Raw genomic sequence first — 16,711 nt, 5'->3', positions numbered from 1 at the left:
TAGGCGCCCGTGCACGCTCCCGCTCGGGGAGGACCGTCCGCCGGGTTCACGGACGATCACGCCGCTCTGCCACCTGCTCCCGTCCCTGGCCGTTCCAGGAGCGCCAGAGAGCCGCGTACGCGCCGTCCGCGCAGATCAGTTCGTCGTGGGTACCGAGCTCGACGATCCGGCCGGACTCCATGACGGCGACCCGGTCGGCATCGTGGGCGGTCTGCAGGCGGTGCGCGATGGAGATGACCGTGCGGTCGGCGCGTACGGCGGCCATGGCACGCTCGGCCTGCCGTGCGGTCGTGGGGTCGAGCAGCGCCGTCGCCTCGTCCAGGATCAGCGTATGGGGATCGGCGAGATCCACCCGGGCGAGAGTGAGCTGCTGGGCCTGTGCGGCGTCGAGCCGGACCCCGCCGGGTCCGAGCCGGGTCTCCAGACCGTCCACCAGCTCCCCCGCCCAGTCGGCCTCCACCCGGGCGAGTGCCGCGAGCATGGCATGGTCGTCCGCTTCAGGCGCCGCGATCGCGAGGTTCTCCCGCAAGGTCCCCAGGAACACGTGGTGCTCCTGGGTGATCAGGACGATGCGGTTGCCGAGCGTACCCGCCGCGGCGAGGGCCGCCACCGGGACACCGCCCACGGTGACCGTCCCCGTACGGGGCGCCCCCACTCCGGACATCAGTTTGCCGAGGGTGGACTTGCCCGCACCCGAGGCGCCGACCAGTGCCAGCCGCTCACCGGGACGCACCGTCAGATCGATGCCCTTCAGCACGTCGTGCGTGCCCGCGTAGGAATAGTGCACCCCGGAGACCTCGATGCGGTCGTCGGCCGGCCGTGGGGTGTCGGGGGCGGCCGTTCCGGTGACCAGGCCGACGCCCTTGATCCGGGCCAGGGACGCCCCGCTGCGCTGGAGCTGCTCCACCCAGGTGAGCGCGCGGTCGAGGGGGTCGACCAGCTGCCACATGTAGAGGCCGCCCGCCACCACCACGCCCAGGTCGACCGCACCGTCGAGGTACGCCAGACCCCCGGCCAGGAGCACCAGTGCCAGGGGCAGCGTGTGCGCGAACCCGGTCACGGGGAACAGCACCGTACGCAGGAACAAGGTGCGCCGGCCCGCTCGGTACGCCGCGTCGACGGCCCTGTCCGTGTGGAGCACCCGGTCCGTTCCCAGGCCGAACGCCTCCACGGTGTGGGCGCCTTGGGCCGTGGCGTTCAGGGCCTCGGCGACGTCCGCCCCGGCCGCGCCCTCCGCGAGGTAGGCGTCCCTGGCCCTGGCGAGGTACCAGCGGGCGGCCCACCACACGAGGGGCATGCCGACGAGTGCGCACAGCCCCAGCAACGGGTGCAGCAGGAAGACCGCGGCGAGGATGAAGAGGACCTGTACGGCCGCGAGGAACACGTCCGGTGCCGCGTTCCGCAGGGTGGAGGCCACCGTGGCGACGTCCACCGACGCACGGGTCACCAGATCGCCGGTGCCGACCCGTTCGACCACGCGGGCCGGCAGGGCGAGGGTCCGGTCGAGGACCTCCTCGCGCAGCCGGGCCAGGGCACGCTCGCCGAACCGGTGGGAGTGACAGCGGGCGTACCGGGTCAACACGAGCTGGGTCACCGCGGAGCCGAGCACACCGAGGGACAGCAGGTCGACCTCGGAGGCCGTGATGTCACCCTGCTCGACCCCGGTGACGATGTCGCCCAGCAGCCACGGGCTCGCGAGGCCCGCGAGCGAGGCGAGGCAGGTCAGGAGGACGATGCCGGCCATCGCGCGCCCGTCCTCCTCGATCAGCCCCCGAACGGCACGGCGTACGGTCGCGCCGTCGGCGACAGGAAGCCGCGGTGTCTCCGGTGTACCGCTCATCGGTCCGTTCCCTCCTGAGCGCGGGGTGCGTGGACGGGCGGCAGGTCCCCACCGGCGCCACGGAGGACCAGGGCGCGGTACCGGGGCTGCCGTGCGAGCAGTTCACCGTGCGTCCCCACCGCCACGACCCGGCCGTCCACCAGCAGGGACACCTGGCTCGCGTGGCCGAGGACCAGCGGGGACGTGCTGACGAGGAGGGTGGTGCGCCCCCGCCGTGCGGCGTCGACACGGGCTGCGACGGTGGCCTCGGTGTGCGCGTCCAGGGCCGAGGTCGGCTCGACCAGCACCAGGATCTCCGGGTCGGCGAGCAGCGCCCGCACGAGCCGCAGCCGCTGCCGCTGGCCCCCGGACACGTCGAGGCCGCGGTCGCTCAGACGGGAGCCGAGTCCCCCGGGCCGCGACTCGACGATGTCCTCGGCCACGGCGGTGCGCAGCGCCCGCTCGACGTCGTCGTCGGAGTGGTCACCCACGGAGACGGCCGCGCGCACCGAACCGCCGAAGAGGTACGCGTCGTTGCCGGCGAGGAGGATGCGACGGCGAACCTCCGCGAGATCCATGCCGGACAGCGGGACGCCGCCCCATGTCGCGTCGGAGTCCGTGTAGCGGACCAGCCGGTCGACCACGCTGCGCGCCTCGTCGGACCGGGCGCTCACCAGGGCCGACGTCCTGCCTGCGGGAACGACCAGCCCAGAGGCGGGATCGTGCAGGTCGGCGGGACCGCCCGGCGGGGGCACCGGGGTCTCGTGGCTCTCGACGTCGGGAGACAGTGCCAGGATGTCCGTCACCCGCCGCGCGGAGACGAGCCCGCGGGGGAGGTCGTCCGCGCCCTCGATGAAGAACGTCACGGGGGCCAGCAGCGCGGCGACGTATCCGTAGACGGCCACCAGGTCGCCGACCGTGATGGTGCCTTCGGCCGCCATCCGCGCGGCGATCCACGTGACGAGGGCCAGGAACAGGACCGGCAGGCAGGCGCCCAGGGCCTGTACCCAGCTGGTGAGCGAGGCGACGCGGTACCCGTCGGCGAGCAGGGCCTGGGACCGTTGCCGGTACCGGCGGGCGAGTACCGGCTTCCCCCCGATGCCGTTCAGTACGTTCAGACCGGTGACGACGTCCACGGCCTGGGCGGTGAGATCTCCCTGCTTCTGCCGGTAGGCACCCTCGGCGCCGTGCAGCCTCCGCAGCAACGGGCCGACGGTCACAGCCAGCAGGGGCACGCCGAGCAGTACCACGAGCGCCAGCGGGGCGGAGATGCGGAACAGCAGTACGGCGGCCGCGGAGTAGGCGATCACCGCGCCCACACCGGGCCCGGTGACGGTCAGCGTCTGCGCGATCCGGCCCGTGTCCCCGGCCTGCAGATGCGCCAGTTCACCCGCCGACACCTTGCCCGGCAGGGCCGCGCCGAGCCGGGTGACCTGCCTGACGACGACCTGCACCGTGCGGTACGCGGCGTCGACCCGGATCAGGGTCATCGTGCGGTGGCGCAGAATGCCGAGGACGGCGATGAGCGCGCCGACCGTGAGGACGGCCGACACCCAGAGAACCAGCTGCCCCCTGTCTCCCGCCCTGAGGCCGCGGTCGACCGCCTGCGCCATGAGGTACGGCGGCAGCATCAGCGCGCACATCCAGGAACTGCCCCACAGGGCTCCCAGAAGGACCCGCCCGCGTTGCATCGTCACCAGCCACCACAGGAACCGTGCCGGGCCGCGGTGATCGGGTGCCCCGGGATCGGTATGGGGGACCCGGTACGCATACGTACCCAGGTCCGGCCCTCCGCTCATCCCGACAGGCCAGGTGCTTCAGGCCCGCCGGCCGGCCTTCGTGTGCCGCAGCGCCTGTACGAGGAGATCATTCCGGCATGCTTTTCGCTCGCTCCCGGCCTGTCAAGGCCGCGTGCTCGCCGGGCGGACCGGCCGCGACGACCAGGCGCTGCCGCACGACGGACGCACCGGGCTTTTCCGGTGCCGGCCGAACCGCCCCGCCGGGACCGGGAGTCCGGCAGGCAGCGACACCTCAGGACTGTGCCGGGCCCCGGCCGAGCACGGCGCTGACGTCCACGGTGTCCTCGGCGGGCGGCGTGGCCGTGGGGACCGGTTCGTCGAAGCCGGAGAAGTCCACGACCGCGTCCGCGCCGTCGCCCCGTACGGTGATCCGCACCGGGCGGTGCTCGCCCGCGGTGTCCACGTACGCCGTCAGCTTCTGTCCGTGCAACGTCCTGGTGACGGGGACGGCGCGTACGCCGTCGACCGTCGTCACCTTCCCCTTGGTGAACGTCCCCGCGTTCGAGTCGGCGTTGTCGGAGACCAGCTTCTGGAAGGTGTCCAGGTCGCAGGCGTCCACGACGGGCCGCAGCCTGGAGTCCGAGGCCGAGCCCTTCAGGTACCGCCCGGCGAGAACGGACTCGAAGGTGGAGCCGCCGACCGGGACCTGGTTCTCCCAGAAGTCCGCGTCCGGCTTCACCCAGACCGAGTCGCCGCGCTTGATGATCTCGACCTCGCCCTTGCCCTCGCCCAGGTCGACGCCACCGGCGCAGTTGCCGCTCCGGTCCAGGCTGAGGTCGACCGTCATCGGGGACCGGTTCTTCCCCAGGTCGCCCCGTGCGCGCAGATGCAGGGAACCGACGTCCAGCAGGGCGTCACGGGAACGGTCGGCGATCTGCTCGGCGGGAAGCGATTCGATGTCGTCGTCCGCCTGCGCCACCGTGCCGCCGGTGACAACGAGCAGGGCGACTGCCGCGCAGGCGGCGGCCCGTGTGGCGATGCGCTGTCCTGTCACCGCGCCTCCTCGGAAACGTTCCTGTTCAGCGCCTTCTCGAGCAGGATTCACTCCTCCTGGCGAGCGTACGCCCGCGCGTGGTCGCCTGCGCGGCGGGCCTGGAGTACGGAGGGTGAGGTTCGGCGCTGTTTTCGGCTACGGACGGTGGGGGAGAGCAGCCCTGAAGATCGCCGGAACTCACCGGAATCAAGGGGAGACATGAAGAAGCCGTCCATGGGGAACGCCGTCCGCGCACTCGTCAGGGGGGCGGCCGTCACCGGTCTGACCGTCGCGCTCACCGTTCCGGCCACCGCGGCGGTCGCCGTCGCACCCGCCGCCGCGATTCCGCCCGGCCTGTCGTGCGACACCGGCAAGCACGCGATCGACGACTACACCGGGTACGCGCTCTGCAGGAACAACGGCTCGGCCACCCAGGTCTTCTGGGTGCACCTGGTCTGCGGATGGTCCCCCGACGTGGACGGCGAACACGTCACGCTGAGGCCGGGCGAGTCCGGTCAGTCGACCGCCCACTGTGCGGGTCTCGGCACGGGGATCGGCGAGATCCACGTGCGCCCGTAGCTCCGGACGTCGCCCGGCGGCGGGCGACCGCCTGCCGCCGGGCTCCTCGCTCCCGGGGGACGTCGCCACGGGCGCGCCCGTCGCTGCCCCGGCCCCCGTCTCCCCCGGTTCACCCGGGGCGGAGGGGACGGGGACGATCCGCGCGAGGGGTGCTTGAGCGTGCCCCCGCGCGTCGTTACTCTCCAGTAGAACCGCCCGGGCGGACCCCCGCGGCGGACCCCCGGGCCGGTGTTCCGGCGGACGCGAGGAGGCGGTGGCGATGTCCTCAGCAGACCCCACGGAGCGGCCCGGACCGACGAGGCCGACGCGACCGGCCGTCCCGCCCGGGCTGGTGGACTGCGCCCGGGAGCTGGCCGAGGGCCGGACGACCTCGTCCGGACTGGTCGCCGCGGCGCTCGCACGGATCGAGGCGAGCCGGGGCACCCTCAACGCCTTCCGGCAGCTGCGCACGGAGGCCGCACTCGCCGAGGCCGCGGAGGCCGACCGCCGGCTCGACGCGGGGGAGCGTCTTCCGCTGCTCGGGGTGCCGGTCGCCGTCAAGGACGACACCGACGTCGCGGGCATGCCCACCTACTTCGGCTGCGACGGTGTGCTGCCGCCCGCGGCCGCCGACAGCGAGGCGGTCCGCAGGCTCAGGGCCGCCGGAGCCGTCGTCGTCGGCAAGACCAACTCCTGCGAGCTGGGGCAGTGGGCGTTCACCGAGGGGCCGGCGTTCGGTGCCACCCGCAACCCCTGGAGCACCGCTCACACACCCGGTGGCTCGTCCGGCGGCTCCGCGGCGGCCGTGGCCGCCGGACTCGTCCCGGCCGCGCTGGGTTCCGACGGCGCCGGCTCCATCCGCATCCCCGCCGCGTGGACCCACCTCGTCGGCATCAAACCGCAGCGGGGCCGGATCTCCGTCCACCCCCACAGCGACGCCTTCCAGGGCCTCACGGTCAACGGCCCGCTCGCCCGTACCGTCGCCGACGCCGCACTCCTCCTGGACGCCGCGGCGGGACCGCACCCCGGTGACCCGCACCGCCCGCCCGCCGTCGACGCGTCGGCCGCGGCCCGTCGCGACCCGGGAAGGCTGCGCATCGGACTGTCCCTGCGTCCTCCGCTCACCCTCACCCGCAACGCACCCCATCCTGAGGTCGTCCGCGCCGTCACCGCGCTCGCCGAAGCCCTCGCGAGGCTCGGCCACCACGTCGAGGAGGCCAGGCCCCGCTACGGGCTGATCGGCCTCTCCTTCGTGCCCCGGGCCACCGCGGGCATCGCCGAGCTCGCCGCGCTGCACCCCGAACCCGGGCTGCTGGACCCGCGCACCCGCAGCGCCCTGCGCACCGGGACCCGTCTCGGCGGCCGCGTCGTGCGGGCCGCCCGCGCGCGGGAGGTGCGTCAGCACGCCAGGATCGGCGCCTTCTTCGACACCGCGCTCGGCGGCCCCGGATACGACGTGCTGCTCACCCCGACCACGGCCGCCCCGCCCCCGAGGGTCGGGGCGTTCGACCACCTCAGCGCCTGGCGCACCGACCTCGCGATGACCTCGGCCTGCCCCTACGCCTGGCCCTGGAACGTCCTCGGATGGCCCGGCGTCAACGTCCCGGCAGGCTTCACCCGCGACGGCCTGCCCCTCGGTGCCCAGCTCCTGGGCCCCTCCCGCAGCGAGGCCCTGCTCGTCTCCCTCGCGGCCCAGCTGGAGGCCGACCGCCGCTGGTACGAGCACCGGCCCCCGCCCCTCGGTGCGCCCGGCGGGCGGTGACCACCCAGGTGCAGGTCCCCGGCAGGACGCCCCCCGGGGGGTCTCGTGGAGCCGGAGGACGTCCACTCCTCCGCGGTGGCCGGTTCGGGTGGTCCGGGCGGTTCAGGCGGGATGCCGGAAAGACCCGGACCGGTCGGGACGAGCGGACCCCCGGCACTCCGGGCCCCACCGGACAGGGGGAGTGGCCGGTTCCGCCGGAATGGGTGCGGGCCACTGTGGAGAGGGGGCCGGTCACGAGATATCTTGATGTCAAGCAATGTTGCAGACGTGGAGCGGAGCACCCGGTGACTGACTCGACCATCATCTATACGCACACCGACGAGGCCCCTGCCCTGGCGACGTACTCGTTCCTGCCCGTCATCGAGGCCTACGCCTCGACCGCGGGTGTCACGGTGGAGCGCCGCGACATCTCCCTGGCGGGGCGGATCATCGCCGGCTTCCCGGAGCGTCTCGAGGCCGACCAGCGTATCGATGACGCGCTCGCCGAGCTCGGCGAGCTGGCCAGGACTCCCGGCGCGAACATCATCAAGCTGCCCAACATCTCTGCCTCGATCCCGCAGCTCAAGGCCGCGATCGCAGAGCTCCAGGCGCAGGGCTACGCGCTTCCTGACTACCCGGACGACCCGCGGACCGACGAGGACAAGGACGTCCGCGCGCGGTACGACAAGGTCAAGGGCAGTGCGGTCAACCCCGTCCTGCGTGAGGGCAACTCCGACCGCCGCGCCCCCGCGTCGGTCAAGAACTACGCCAAGGCCCACCCGCACCGCATGGGTGCCTGGAGCGCCGACTCGAAGACGAACGTCGCCACCATGGGCGTCGACGACTTCCGCTCGACCGAGAAGTCCGTCGTCATCGGTGAGGCCGGTTCGCTGCGCATCGAGCTCGCGGGCGACGACGGCACCACCACCGTGCTGCGCGAGTCCGTACCCGTCCTCGCGGGCGAGGTCGTGGACGCCGCCGTCATGCGTGTCGCCGCGCTGCGTGAGTTCTTCACCGCCCAGGTCGCGCGTGCCAAGGCCGAGGACGTCCTGTTCTCCGTGCACCTCAAGGCCACGATGATGAAGGTCTCCGACCCGATCATCTTCGGTCACGTGGTCCGCGCCTTCTTCCCGAACACCTTCGCCAAGTACGGTGACGTGCTCGCGGCGGCCGGTCTCACCCCGAACGACGGCCTCGGCGGCATCCTCAAGGGCCTCGACTCCGTGGACGCCGGCGCCGAGATCAAGGCGTCCTTCGAGTCCGAGCTCGCCGAGGGCCCCGCCCTGGCGATGGTCGACTCCGACAAGGGCATCACCAACCTGCACGTGCCGAGCGACGTCATCGTCGACGCGTCCATGCCGGCCATGATCCGCACCTCCGGCCACATGTGGGGCCCGGACGGCGGCGAGGCCGACACCATCGCGGTCCTCCCCGACAGCAGCTACGCCGGTGTCTACCAGGTCGTCATCGACGACTGCCGCGCCAACGGCGCCTTCGACCCGTCGACCATGGGCTCCGTGCCCAACGTCGGTCTGATGGCGCAGAAGGCCGAGGAGTACGGCAGCCACGACAAGACCTTCGAGGTCCCCACCACCGGCACGGTGCGGGTCGTCGACGGCAACGGCGACGTCCTCCTGGAGCAGGCCGTCGGCGCCGGTGACATCTTCCGCATGTGCCAGACCAAGGACCTGCCGATCCAGGACTGGGTCAAGCTCGCCGTCACCCGCGCCCGCGCGACCGGCAACCCGGCCGTGTTCTGGCTCGACGAGGGCCGCGCACACGACGCCAACCTCATCGCCAAGGTCAACACCTACCTGGCCGAGCACGACACCGACGGCCTGGACATCTCCATCCGTACGCCGGAGGAGGCCACGGCGTTCTCCCTGGAGCGCATCCGCCGCGGTGAGGACACCATCTCGGTCACCGGCAACGTGCTGCGTGACTACCTCACCGACCTGTTCCCGATCCTCGAGCTGGGCACCAGCGCGAAGATGCTCTCCGTCGTCCCGCTCATGAACGGCGGCGGACTGTTCGAGACCGGTGCCGGCGGCTCCGCGCCCAAGCACGTCCAGCAGCTGGTCAAGGAGGACTACCTGCGCTGGGACAGCCTGGGCGAGTTCCTCGCGCTCGCGGTCAGCTTCGAGCACCTCGCGACCACCACGGACAACGCGCGCGCCCGGGTGCTCGGTGACACCCTGGACCGGGCGACGGGCACCTTCCTCAACGAGGACAAGTCCCCGAGCCGCAAGCTCGGCGGCATCGACAACCGCGGCAGCCACTTCTACCTTGCGCTCTACTGGGCCCAGGAGCTGGCGCAGCAGACCGACGATGCCGCGCTCGCCGAGGCGTTCGGGCCGCTGGCCAGGACGCTGTCCGAGCAGGAGCAGACCATCGTCGACGAGCTGGTCGCCGTCCAGGGCAAGCCGGTCGACATCGGCGGCTACTACCAGCCCGACCCGGCGAAGGCGGAGGCCGTGATGCGTCCGTCGGCCACCTTCAACAAGGCCATCGCGACCCTGGGCTGACCCCTGGCCGCACCCCGCACGGACGACCGCCCCGGCAGGCACCCAGCCCGCCGGGGCGGTCGTGCGTCCGGGGTCGACGATCCTCGACGGCCGGGTCCCCGACCTGCGTGTCACCGAGCCGGGCCGCACCGGTTGCTGACCCCGTCGGCACCTCAGGGCCCCGTGGCTACGGCACCCGCGCGGTCCACTCCTCCGTGGCGAACTTCGTCTGCACCAGCTCCTCCGCCCGGGCCAGCTCCTCCGCGGTGACGTGACCGGTGGCCAGCCCGTAACGGCCGCGGAAGGAGGCGATCATGTGCTCGATCACCTGTTCACGGGCGAGGCCGGTCTGACGGCGGAGCGGGTCGACGCGCTTCTTGGCGCTCCTGGTGCCCTTGTCGGACATCTTCTCCTTGCCGATGCGGAGGACCTCCAGCATCTTGTCGGCGTCGATGTCGTACGACATGGTCACGTGGTGCAGTACGGCTCCCGGGCCACCGTCGGGGCCCACCATCCGCTTCTGGGCGGCTCCGGCGATCTTGCCCGCGTCGGTGGCGATGTCGTTGAGGGGCTGGTACCAGGCCTTGATGCCCATGTCGCCGAGCGCGCCCAGGACCCAGTCGTCGAGGTAGGCGTAACTGTCGGCGAAGGTGAGGCCGGACACCAGCGACTCCGGCACGGACAACGAGTAGGTGATGGTGCTCATGGGTTCCACGAACATGGCCCCGCCTCCGGAGACCCTGCGCACCACGGTCATCCCGTGCCTCGCCGCCCCGTCGGGGTCCACCTCGTTGCGCAGTGACTGGAAGCTGCCGATGACCACGGCGGGCGAGGCCCACTCCCACACCCGCAGCGTGGGTGCCCGCCGCCCCGCCGCCACCTCGGCGGTGAGGACCTCGTCCAGCGCCATGTGCAGGGCCGGGGCCTGCGGCGCCATGTGCACCAGCTGCCAGTCGAAGTCGCTCCATTCGGTCGCGTGCGCCAGAGCTCGCCGCACGGCGACGCCGACTCCTTCCGCGGTCAGCCCCAGCATGACGGCCGATTCCGGCAGGGCCGCCGTGATCCGGGCCGCCAGGCCGGCGGCATCCGTCGAGGAAGGGGCCCCCTCCAGGGCGCCGTTGATGGAGAGGATCGCCTCGTCGGGCTCCAGGAAGAAGTCCCCGGCGACGCGTACGTCACGCAGTACGCCTTCCCGGACGTCCAGATCCACGACGACAAGCTTGCCGCCGGGCACCTTGTACTCGCCATGCACGGCTTCGGTCCCCTTCCCGTGTGCGCGTGCCCGTGTGCGCAACGAGTCCGAGCCTGTTGCTCGCGATCCGGAAATACGCGCACATACATCGCATCGCACCTTAACGCTCGCTCGGGACCGGTGGCCACGCGGCCCGGGCTGACGCAACGGCACCGTGCGCGAGACGAACGGCCGGGCAGCGGCCCGGGCACACCTCCACACCCTGCCTCTTGCCGGGGAGCCGTGCGAACTGCTCTTGTGTACCCGCAGGCCACAGGCGCGGGCGGCGGGCCCGGGTGACGGGCGGCGTTCGAGGAATGGTGGCGGCATGGGCTCGGAGACGGATCGGGGGAGGGATGCCCGGGGCACGCTCTCCGGGCGCCTGCCCGAGGGGCTGGCCGACGCGCTGCGTGCCACGGCCGAGGAGATCGCGGAGCTGTTGCGTCGCGCCCCGGACACCGGCGCCGCCGTGCCGGGGCTGGTGTGGACGGTGGGGGAGGTGGCCGCCCACCTGGCGCAGGCCAACGAGCTGATGGCGGAGGTGGCGGCGGGGCGGTCCCGGCGTCATGGCGACGGCACCGCCGAGGGCATCGCTTCGGCCAACGAGCAGGCACTCGCCGCATTCGGCGAGCGGCGGGCGGAGCCGCTGGCCGCGATGATCGTGGCGCAGACCGAGGCGTACCTGGACGCGGTGGCCACGCGCCCCTCGCAGGAGGCGCTGCTGACGCCGATGGGTCCGATGGGCCAGAGGGCCCTCGGCTCCTACCTCCTCACGCACATGCTGGGCCATGGCTTCGACCTGGCCCGTGCGCTGAATCGTCCGCACATGGTCGACCGGGACCGGGTCGCGCTGACGCTCCCGTTCATGGTCGAGGCCATGCCCCGGGTGACCGACGCCGCTGCCACGGCGGGGCTGAACGCCCGGTACGCGGTCCGGCTGTGGGGCGGCGGCCGGTTCGGGGTGACGTTCACCGACGGTGCGGCGACCGTGGGCCACGAGTTCCCCGACCGCCCGGACTGCACCATCTCCATCGAGCCGGTGACGTTCCTGCTGATGGTCCTCGGCCGCTGCTCGCCGGCGGGCGCCATGGCCCGGGGGCGGGTCCTGGCGTGGGGACGCAGGCCGTGGCTGGGGCCACGGTTCCCGGAGTACTTCAAGGCTCCGTGAGCACGGCGCCGTCCGCTGTACGGCGCCGGCGGTGTGTCCGTGAGCCCTGTGAGGCCCTGACCGCGCTCGGGGCGCGCATCGGCGCGGAGCGATGGGCTCCGGTTCCGTATACGACCTGGCGCCCCGGCGGAGGTCCGGGCGCAGGACCTGCGGAAGTCGTGCGCCCCGCAGGGGAGCGGTCTCTCCGGTGGCCGAAGCCCGGGCGCGGCGGCTCCGTTATCCGATCGTCAGGTAAAACCTGTCCGCTATGTGAGCGGAGGTCTTGCCCTGCGGACTGTATGCGAAATACGGTCTGCGATATTCCTTGATCACCCCTGGCGGGAGGTAGGCCCCCGTGCGCCGAAAAGCGGTTGCCCTGGTGGCGGTTGCGTTGGTGTCCCTCACCTCGGGCTGCGCGTCGTTGCAGTCCTCGGCGACCGAAGTCGGTGGTGTACGCATGACCGACGACCGGTCCGTACGCGACGGCGGGACACTCACCGTCGCCCTCAACTCCGACCCCGACAAACTGGACCCCACCCTCGCGCAGACACTCGTGGGCCGCACGGTCTTCGCGGGCATGTGCGAGAAGCTCTACGACATCGACGAGGACGGCACCGTCGTGCCGCAGCTCGCCGCCTCGCTCCCGGACACCTCGGCAGACGGCCGCACCGTCACCTTCCGGGTGCGCCCCGGGGCGAAGTTCAGCGACGGCACCGCGCTGGACGCCGAGGCCGTCGTCACCTCCCTGCTGCGCCACCGCGATCTCCCCGGATCCGCGCGCGGCACCGAACTGGCCCCGGTCCGCAAGGCCGAGGCCACCGGACCGCTCACGGTCCGCCTGACGCTCGACCACGCCTACGTCCCGCTCACCGGCGTGCTCGCCGACCGGGCCGGAATGGTGATGTCACCGACCGCCCTTAAGAAGTACGGGAAGAACTTCACCAACCACCCCTCCTGCGTCGGCCCCTTCCGCTTCGTCGAGCGCGTCGGCGGCGACCGGATCGTCCTGAAGAAGGACCCGAACTACTACGACGCCGACCGGGTGCACCTGGACGGCGTGGTCTACAAGCCCATACCCGACGGCAACGTCCGGCTCGCCAACCTGCGCTCCGGCGACCTCCAGGTCGGCGACCAGATGGCCCCCGTCGACGTACGGAGCGCCCTGACCGAGCCGAAGCTCCAGCTGTTCAACTCCCCCTCACTCGGATACCAGGGCATCGGCCTCAACGTCGGCAACGTCAAGGGCCTCGGGGAGCAGCCCGGGAAGATCGACACCCCGATCGCCCGGGACGTCCGCGTCCGCGAGGCCTTCGAGCTGGCCATCGACCGCGAACTGCTCAACAAGGTCGTCTTCCAGGGCATGTACGAGCCCGCCTGCGGACCCATCTCCCCCCAGTCCGCGATCGCCCCCGGCATCAGGCCGCAGGACTGCCCCCGGCGCGACGTCGACCGTGCGAAGGAACTCCTGGAGGAGGCCGGGGTGAGGACCCCGGTGAAGATCGAGCTGAAGACCTCCACCACCCCGGAACAGGGACGCGTCGGACAGGTGCTCCAGGCCATGGTCAAGGAGGCGGGCTTCGAACTCTCGCTGCGCCCCACGGAGTACGCGACCATGCTCGCGGAGACCGACGCCGGCGACTACGACGTCTTCACCAGCGGCTGGTCCGGCCGGCTCGACCCGGACGGCAACGTCTCCAACTTCCTCAAGACCGCCGGCGCCATGAACGCCTACGGTCTCGGCGACCCGGAGATCGACAAGCTCATAGCCGAGGGCCGCAGCGTCGCGGACCCCGCGCGGCGCACCGAGATCTACGACCGGCTCACCCGGCGGGTCCAGGACGCCCACGCGCTGATCTACCTCTACCGGCAGAAGAACTACGTCGTCGCCGGCAAGGACGTCGCGGGCCTCCACGTCTACGGCGACGGACTGATCCGGGTCAAGAACGCGGGGTACACCCGATGACGAAGTACCTGCTGACGCGCCTGCGTCAGTCCCTCATCACCCTCTTCCTCGTCAGTGTCGTCGTCTTCGCCGGCATCCGGGCCCTGCCCGGCGACCCGGCGCTCGCACTGGCCGGTGAGGAACGCAGTCCCGAGGCACTCGCCGCCGTCCGCGAGAGCTACGGCCTCGACGACAACGTCGTCGTCCAGTACGGAAGGTTCATCGGGCACGCCCTCACCGGCGATCTCGGCACCTCCTCCCGTACCGGTCTCCCCGTCGCCGACGCGATCGGGCAGGCCCTGCCCGTCACCCTGGAACTGGCCGCGCTCTCCCTGCTCCTGGCGATCGTGGTCGGGATCGGTGCCGGAGTGGTCGCCGCGGTCCGGCGCGGGAGGCCGGAGGAGTGGATCGCCAACGCCATCGCGCTGATCGGCCTGTCCATCCCCACCTTCTGGCTCGGCATCGTGCTCGTCCTGGGATTCGCCATCGCCGTCCCGGTGTTCGCCGCCTCCGGTTACGTCCCCTTCGGCACCGACCCCGTGGACAACCTGCGGCGCATGGTGCTCCCCGCGATCGTGCTCGGCTCCGGCCTCGCCGCCGTCGTGATGCGCCAGACACGGGCCGCGATGCTCGACTCGCTCTCCGCCGACTACGTCCGGACCGCTCGCGCCAAGGGGCTCTCCCAGAGCTCCGTCGTCGGCGGGCACGCACTGCGCAACTCCCTGGTCACCGTCGTGACCGTGCTCGGACTCCAGCTGGGGCACCTGATCTCCGGCGCAGTCGTCACCGAGCAGATCTTCGTCCTCCCCGGCTTCGGCAAGCTCACCATCGACGCGGTCTTCACCCGCGACTACGCGACACTCCAGGCCGTGGTGCTCTGCACCTCCGCCGCGTACATCCTCATCAACCTGCTGGTCGACGTGGTCTATTCGGTCATCGACCCGCGCATCCGGCTCGGAGGTGCCCGGTGACCACCGCGACCACAGCGCTCCCCACCCCGTCCGGGACCGGCCGCCGGAAGCCCGGCGGCGGCAAGCTGCGCGCCCTGCGCCGGAACCGGCTCGCCCTCACCGGCGCGGTCATCGCCGCCGTCTTCGTCATCGCCGCCCTGTTCGCCCCGCTCATCGCCCCCTACGACCCGTCCCAGCCGGACTTCGGCAACGTACTGGCCGAGCCGAGCGCCGCGCACTGGCTCGGCACCGACGACCTCGGCCGCGACCAGCTCTCCCGGATCGTCCACGGAGCCCGCGCGTCCATGCAGGTCGGCCTCGTCGCCGTCGTACTGGCCTTCCTCGTGGGGGTGCCCCTGGGGCTGCTCGCCGGGTACTACGGCCGGTTCGCGGACACCGCCGTGTCCCGCCTCACCGACACCATGCTGGCGTTCCCCTTCCTGGTGCTCGCCGTCGGACTCGCCGCGATCCTCGGCCCTTCGCTCACCAACGCGACCATCGCCATCGGCATCTCGCAGATCCCGGCCGTCATCCGGATCACCCGGGCCGAGACCCTGAGGCTCAAGCACGTCGACTACGTCGCCGCGGCCGTGGCCAACGGAGGCGGTGACGGCACCGTCCTCTTCCGGCACATCCTGCCCAACGCCACCTCCGCCCTGATCGTCCAGGCGACCGTGGGCATCCCCGCCGCGATCATCGGCGAGGCACTGCTGAGCTTCCTCGGCCTCGGGGTCCAGCCGCCCGACCCGTCGCTCGGGGTGATGCTCTCCGGGGCACAGTCCTTCCTGGCCCCCGCGCCCTGGCTGGCGGTCTTCCCCGGACTGGCGATCGTCGCGGCGACGCTGGCCTTCAACCTGCTCGGCGACGGGTTGCGTGACGTCCTGGACCCCCGAGGAGCGACCCGATGACCGAGACCGTTCTCGAACCCGTCCCGAGTGCCGCGGCCGAACCCGTGCTGAGCGTGCGCGACCTGTCGGTCTCCTTCCACTCCGACACCCGCACCGTGCACGCCGTGGACAAGGTCTCCTACGACCTGGCGCCCGGCGAAGTGCTCGCCGTGGTGGGGGAGTCGGGCTGCGGGAAGTCCGTCACCTCGATGGCGGCCATGGGCCTCCTCCCGCCGACCGCCCGGATCGAAGGCTCGATCAGACTCGGTGGGCGCGAGCTCGTCGGCGCGTCGGAGAAGGAGCTCCGGCACGTCCGGGGCAAGGACATCGCGATGATCTTCCAGGAGCCGATGACCTCGCTGAACCCGGTCCTCACCGTCGGCCGGCAGATCGGCGAAGTACTGCGCAGGCACCAGGGTCTGAGCCGCAAGGAGGCCAAGGCGCGGGCCGTGGAACTCCTCGAGCTCGTCGGGATCCCGGCGCCGGCCCTCCGCGTCGACGAGTACCCCCACCAGCTCTCCGGCGGCATGCGGCAGCGCGTCATGATCGCCATCGCGGTGGCCTGCGACCCTGCCGTCCTCATCGCCGACGAGCCGACGACCGCCCTGGACGTCACCGTGCAGGCGGGCATCCTGGAAGTCCTCCAGTCGCTGCGCGAGCGCCTCGGCACCGCCATCGTCCTGGTCACCCACGACCTCGGGGTCGTCGCCGACGCGGCCGACCGGGTGCTCGTGATGTACGCCGGGCGTGCCGTCGAACAGGCGCCGGTGCACGACCTGTTCGCCTCAGGCCGGCACCCGTACACGCGCGGTCTGCTCGGCGCCGTGCTGCGGCCCGGCGGCGAGGGCAAGCGGCGACTGCCCGAGATCCCCGGACTGGTCCCCAGCCTGGACAGCCAGCCCGACGCCTGTACGTTCGCACCCCGCTGCTCCCGCGCCGACGACACCTGTACCGGCGGCAGGCCTGCTCTCCGGGCCGTCGACCGGCGGTCCGGGGAAGACGCGTCGCACCGGGCCGCCTGCTGGCACCCGCACGAGGAGACCGCCCCCGGCCCCGGCCCGGTCCCCGCCCCCGGCACCGAGCCGGACGGGCCCACCGGCCCCGTCGGCACTCCGAGCGGTGACCTCGAAGCCCGACCCGACCAGGAGGCCGGAAAGTGA

At 72.2% G+C, this 16,711-nt stretch carries 12 protein-coding genes; 8 read left to right on the top strand and 4 right to left on the bottom strand.

Features of this window, described 5'->3' with window-relative positions; genetic code table 11:
• Positions 1–46: 46 nt before the first annotated feature.
• The 3 genes from P8A20_RS05325 to P8A20_RS05315 form a co-directional block, all read right to left on the bottom strand.
• On the bottom strand, positions 47–1,840 hold the full coding sequence (locus P8A20_RS05325; protein ID WP_306102978.1) for an ABC transporter ATP-binding protein: 1,794 nt from the start codon (positions 1,838–1,840) through the stop codon (positions 47–49).
• Entirely contained in the window at positions 1,837–3,510 is a 1,674-nt protein-coding gene (locus tag P8A20_RS05320) for an ABC transporter transmembrane domain-containing protein (RefSeq protein ID WP_261988522.1), read from the bottom strand. Before P8A20_RS05320 ends, P8A20_RS05325 begins: the two co-directional genes overlap by 4 nt.
• Before the next feature lie 340 nt (positions 3,511–3,850).
• The gene (locus P8A20_RS05315) at positions 3,851–4,612 is read right to left on the bottom strand and encodes a hypothetical protein (protein WP_147958082.1); all 762 of its coding nucleotides are present in this window, start codon (positions 4,610–4,612) and stop codon (positions 3,851–3,853) included.
• Between the two features lie 198 nt (positions 4,613–4,810).
• Between P8A20_RS05315 and P8A20_RS05310 the strand changes: the two genes are divergently transcribed.
• The 3 genes from P8A20_RS05310 (at position 4,811) to P8A20_RS05300 (ending at position 9,415) form a co-directional block, all read left to right on the top strand.
• Complete coding sequence (locus P8A20_RS05310) at positions 4,811–5,170, top strand: hypothetical protein (protein WP_147958081.1); 360 nt, start codon at positions 4,811–4,813, stop codon at positions 5,168–5,170.
• Between the two features lie 259 nt (positions 5,171–5,429).
• Entirely contained in the window at positions 5,430–6,911 is a 1,482-nt protein-coding gene (locus P8A20_RS05305; protein ID WP_147958080.1) for an amidase, read from the top strand.
• Positions 6,912–7,195: 284 nt separating this feature from the next.
• Complete coding sequence (locus P8A20_RS05300; RefSeq protein WP_147958079.1) at positions 7,196–9,415, top strand: NADP-dependent isocitrate dehydrogenase; 2,220 nt, start codon at positions 7,196–7,198, stop codon at positions 9,413–9,415.
• 166 nt (positions 9,416–9,581) lie between these two features.
• On the opposite strand, the gene lplAB is transcribed toward P8A20_RS05300, so the two are convergent.
• Entirely contained in the window at positions 9,582–10,646 is a 1,065-nt protein-coding gene (gene lplAB / locus P8A20_RS05295) for a lipoate-protein ligase LplAB (protein ID WP_147958078.1), read from the bottom strand.
• A gap of 307 nt (positions 10,647–10,953) precedes the next feature.
• Here lplAB and P8A20_RS05290 point away from each other — a divergent pair, with 307 nt between their 5' ends.
• The 5 genes from P8A20_RS05290 (at position 10,954) to P8A20_RS05270 (ending at position 16,711) form a co-directional block, all read left to right on the top strand.
• Positions 10,954–11,793 carry a maleylpyruvate isomerase family mycothiol-dependent enzyme gene (locus P8A20_RS05290; protein WP_306102977.1) on the top strand — a complete coding sequence of 280 codons (840 nt, stop codon included), beginning with the start codon at positions 10,954–10,956 and terminating at the stop codon, positions 11,791–11,793.
• Positions 11,794–12,229: 436 nt separating this feature from the next.
• Positions 12,230–13,735, top strand: coding sequence for an ABC transporter substrate-binding protein (locus P8A20_RS05285; protein ID WP_306102976.1), 1,506 nt, complete (start codon positions 12,230–12,232; stop codon positions 13,733–13,735).
• Positions 13,732–14,685 carry an ABC transporter permease gene (locus P8A20_RS05280; RefSeq protein WP_147960840.1) on the top strand — a complete coding sequence of 318 codons (954 nt, stop codon included), beginning with the start codon at positions 13,732–13,734 and terminating at the stop codon, positions 14,683–14,685. Before P8A20_RS05285 ends, P8A20_RS05280 begins: the two co-directional genes overlap by 4 nt.
• Positions 14,682–15,572 (top strand): ABC transporter permease, encoded by an 891-nt coding sequence (locus P8A20_RS05275; RefSeq protein WP_147960841.1) that lies wholly within the window; start codon positions 14,682–14,684, stop codon positions 15,570–15,572. The genes P8A20_RS05280 and P8A20_RS05275 overlap by 4 nt, the downstream gene beginning before the upstream one ends.
• Positions 15,569–16,711 (top strand): ABC transporter ATP-binding protein, encoded by a 1,143-nt coding sequence (locus P8A20_RS05270; RefSeq protein WP_306102975.1) that lies wholly within the window; start codon positions 15,569–15,571, stop codon positions 16,709–16,711. The genes P8A20_RS05275 and P8A20_RS05270 overlap by 4 nt, the downstream gene beginning before the upstream one ends.

The sequence above is a fragment of the Streptomyces sp. Alt3 genome, from assembly GCF_030719215.1.
In the GTDB taxonomy this organism is placed as follows: Bacteria; Actinomycetota; Actinomycetes; order Streptomycetales; family Streptomycetaceae; genus Streptomyces; species Streptomyces glycanivorans.
Note: the sequence above shows the minus strand (reverse complement) of the source record. Positions and strands in the feature narration are given on the sequence as shown.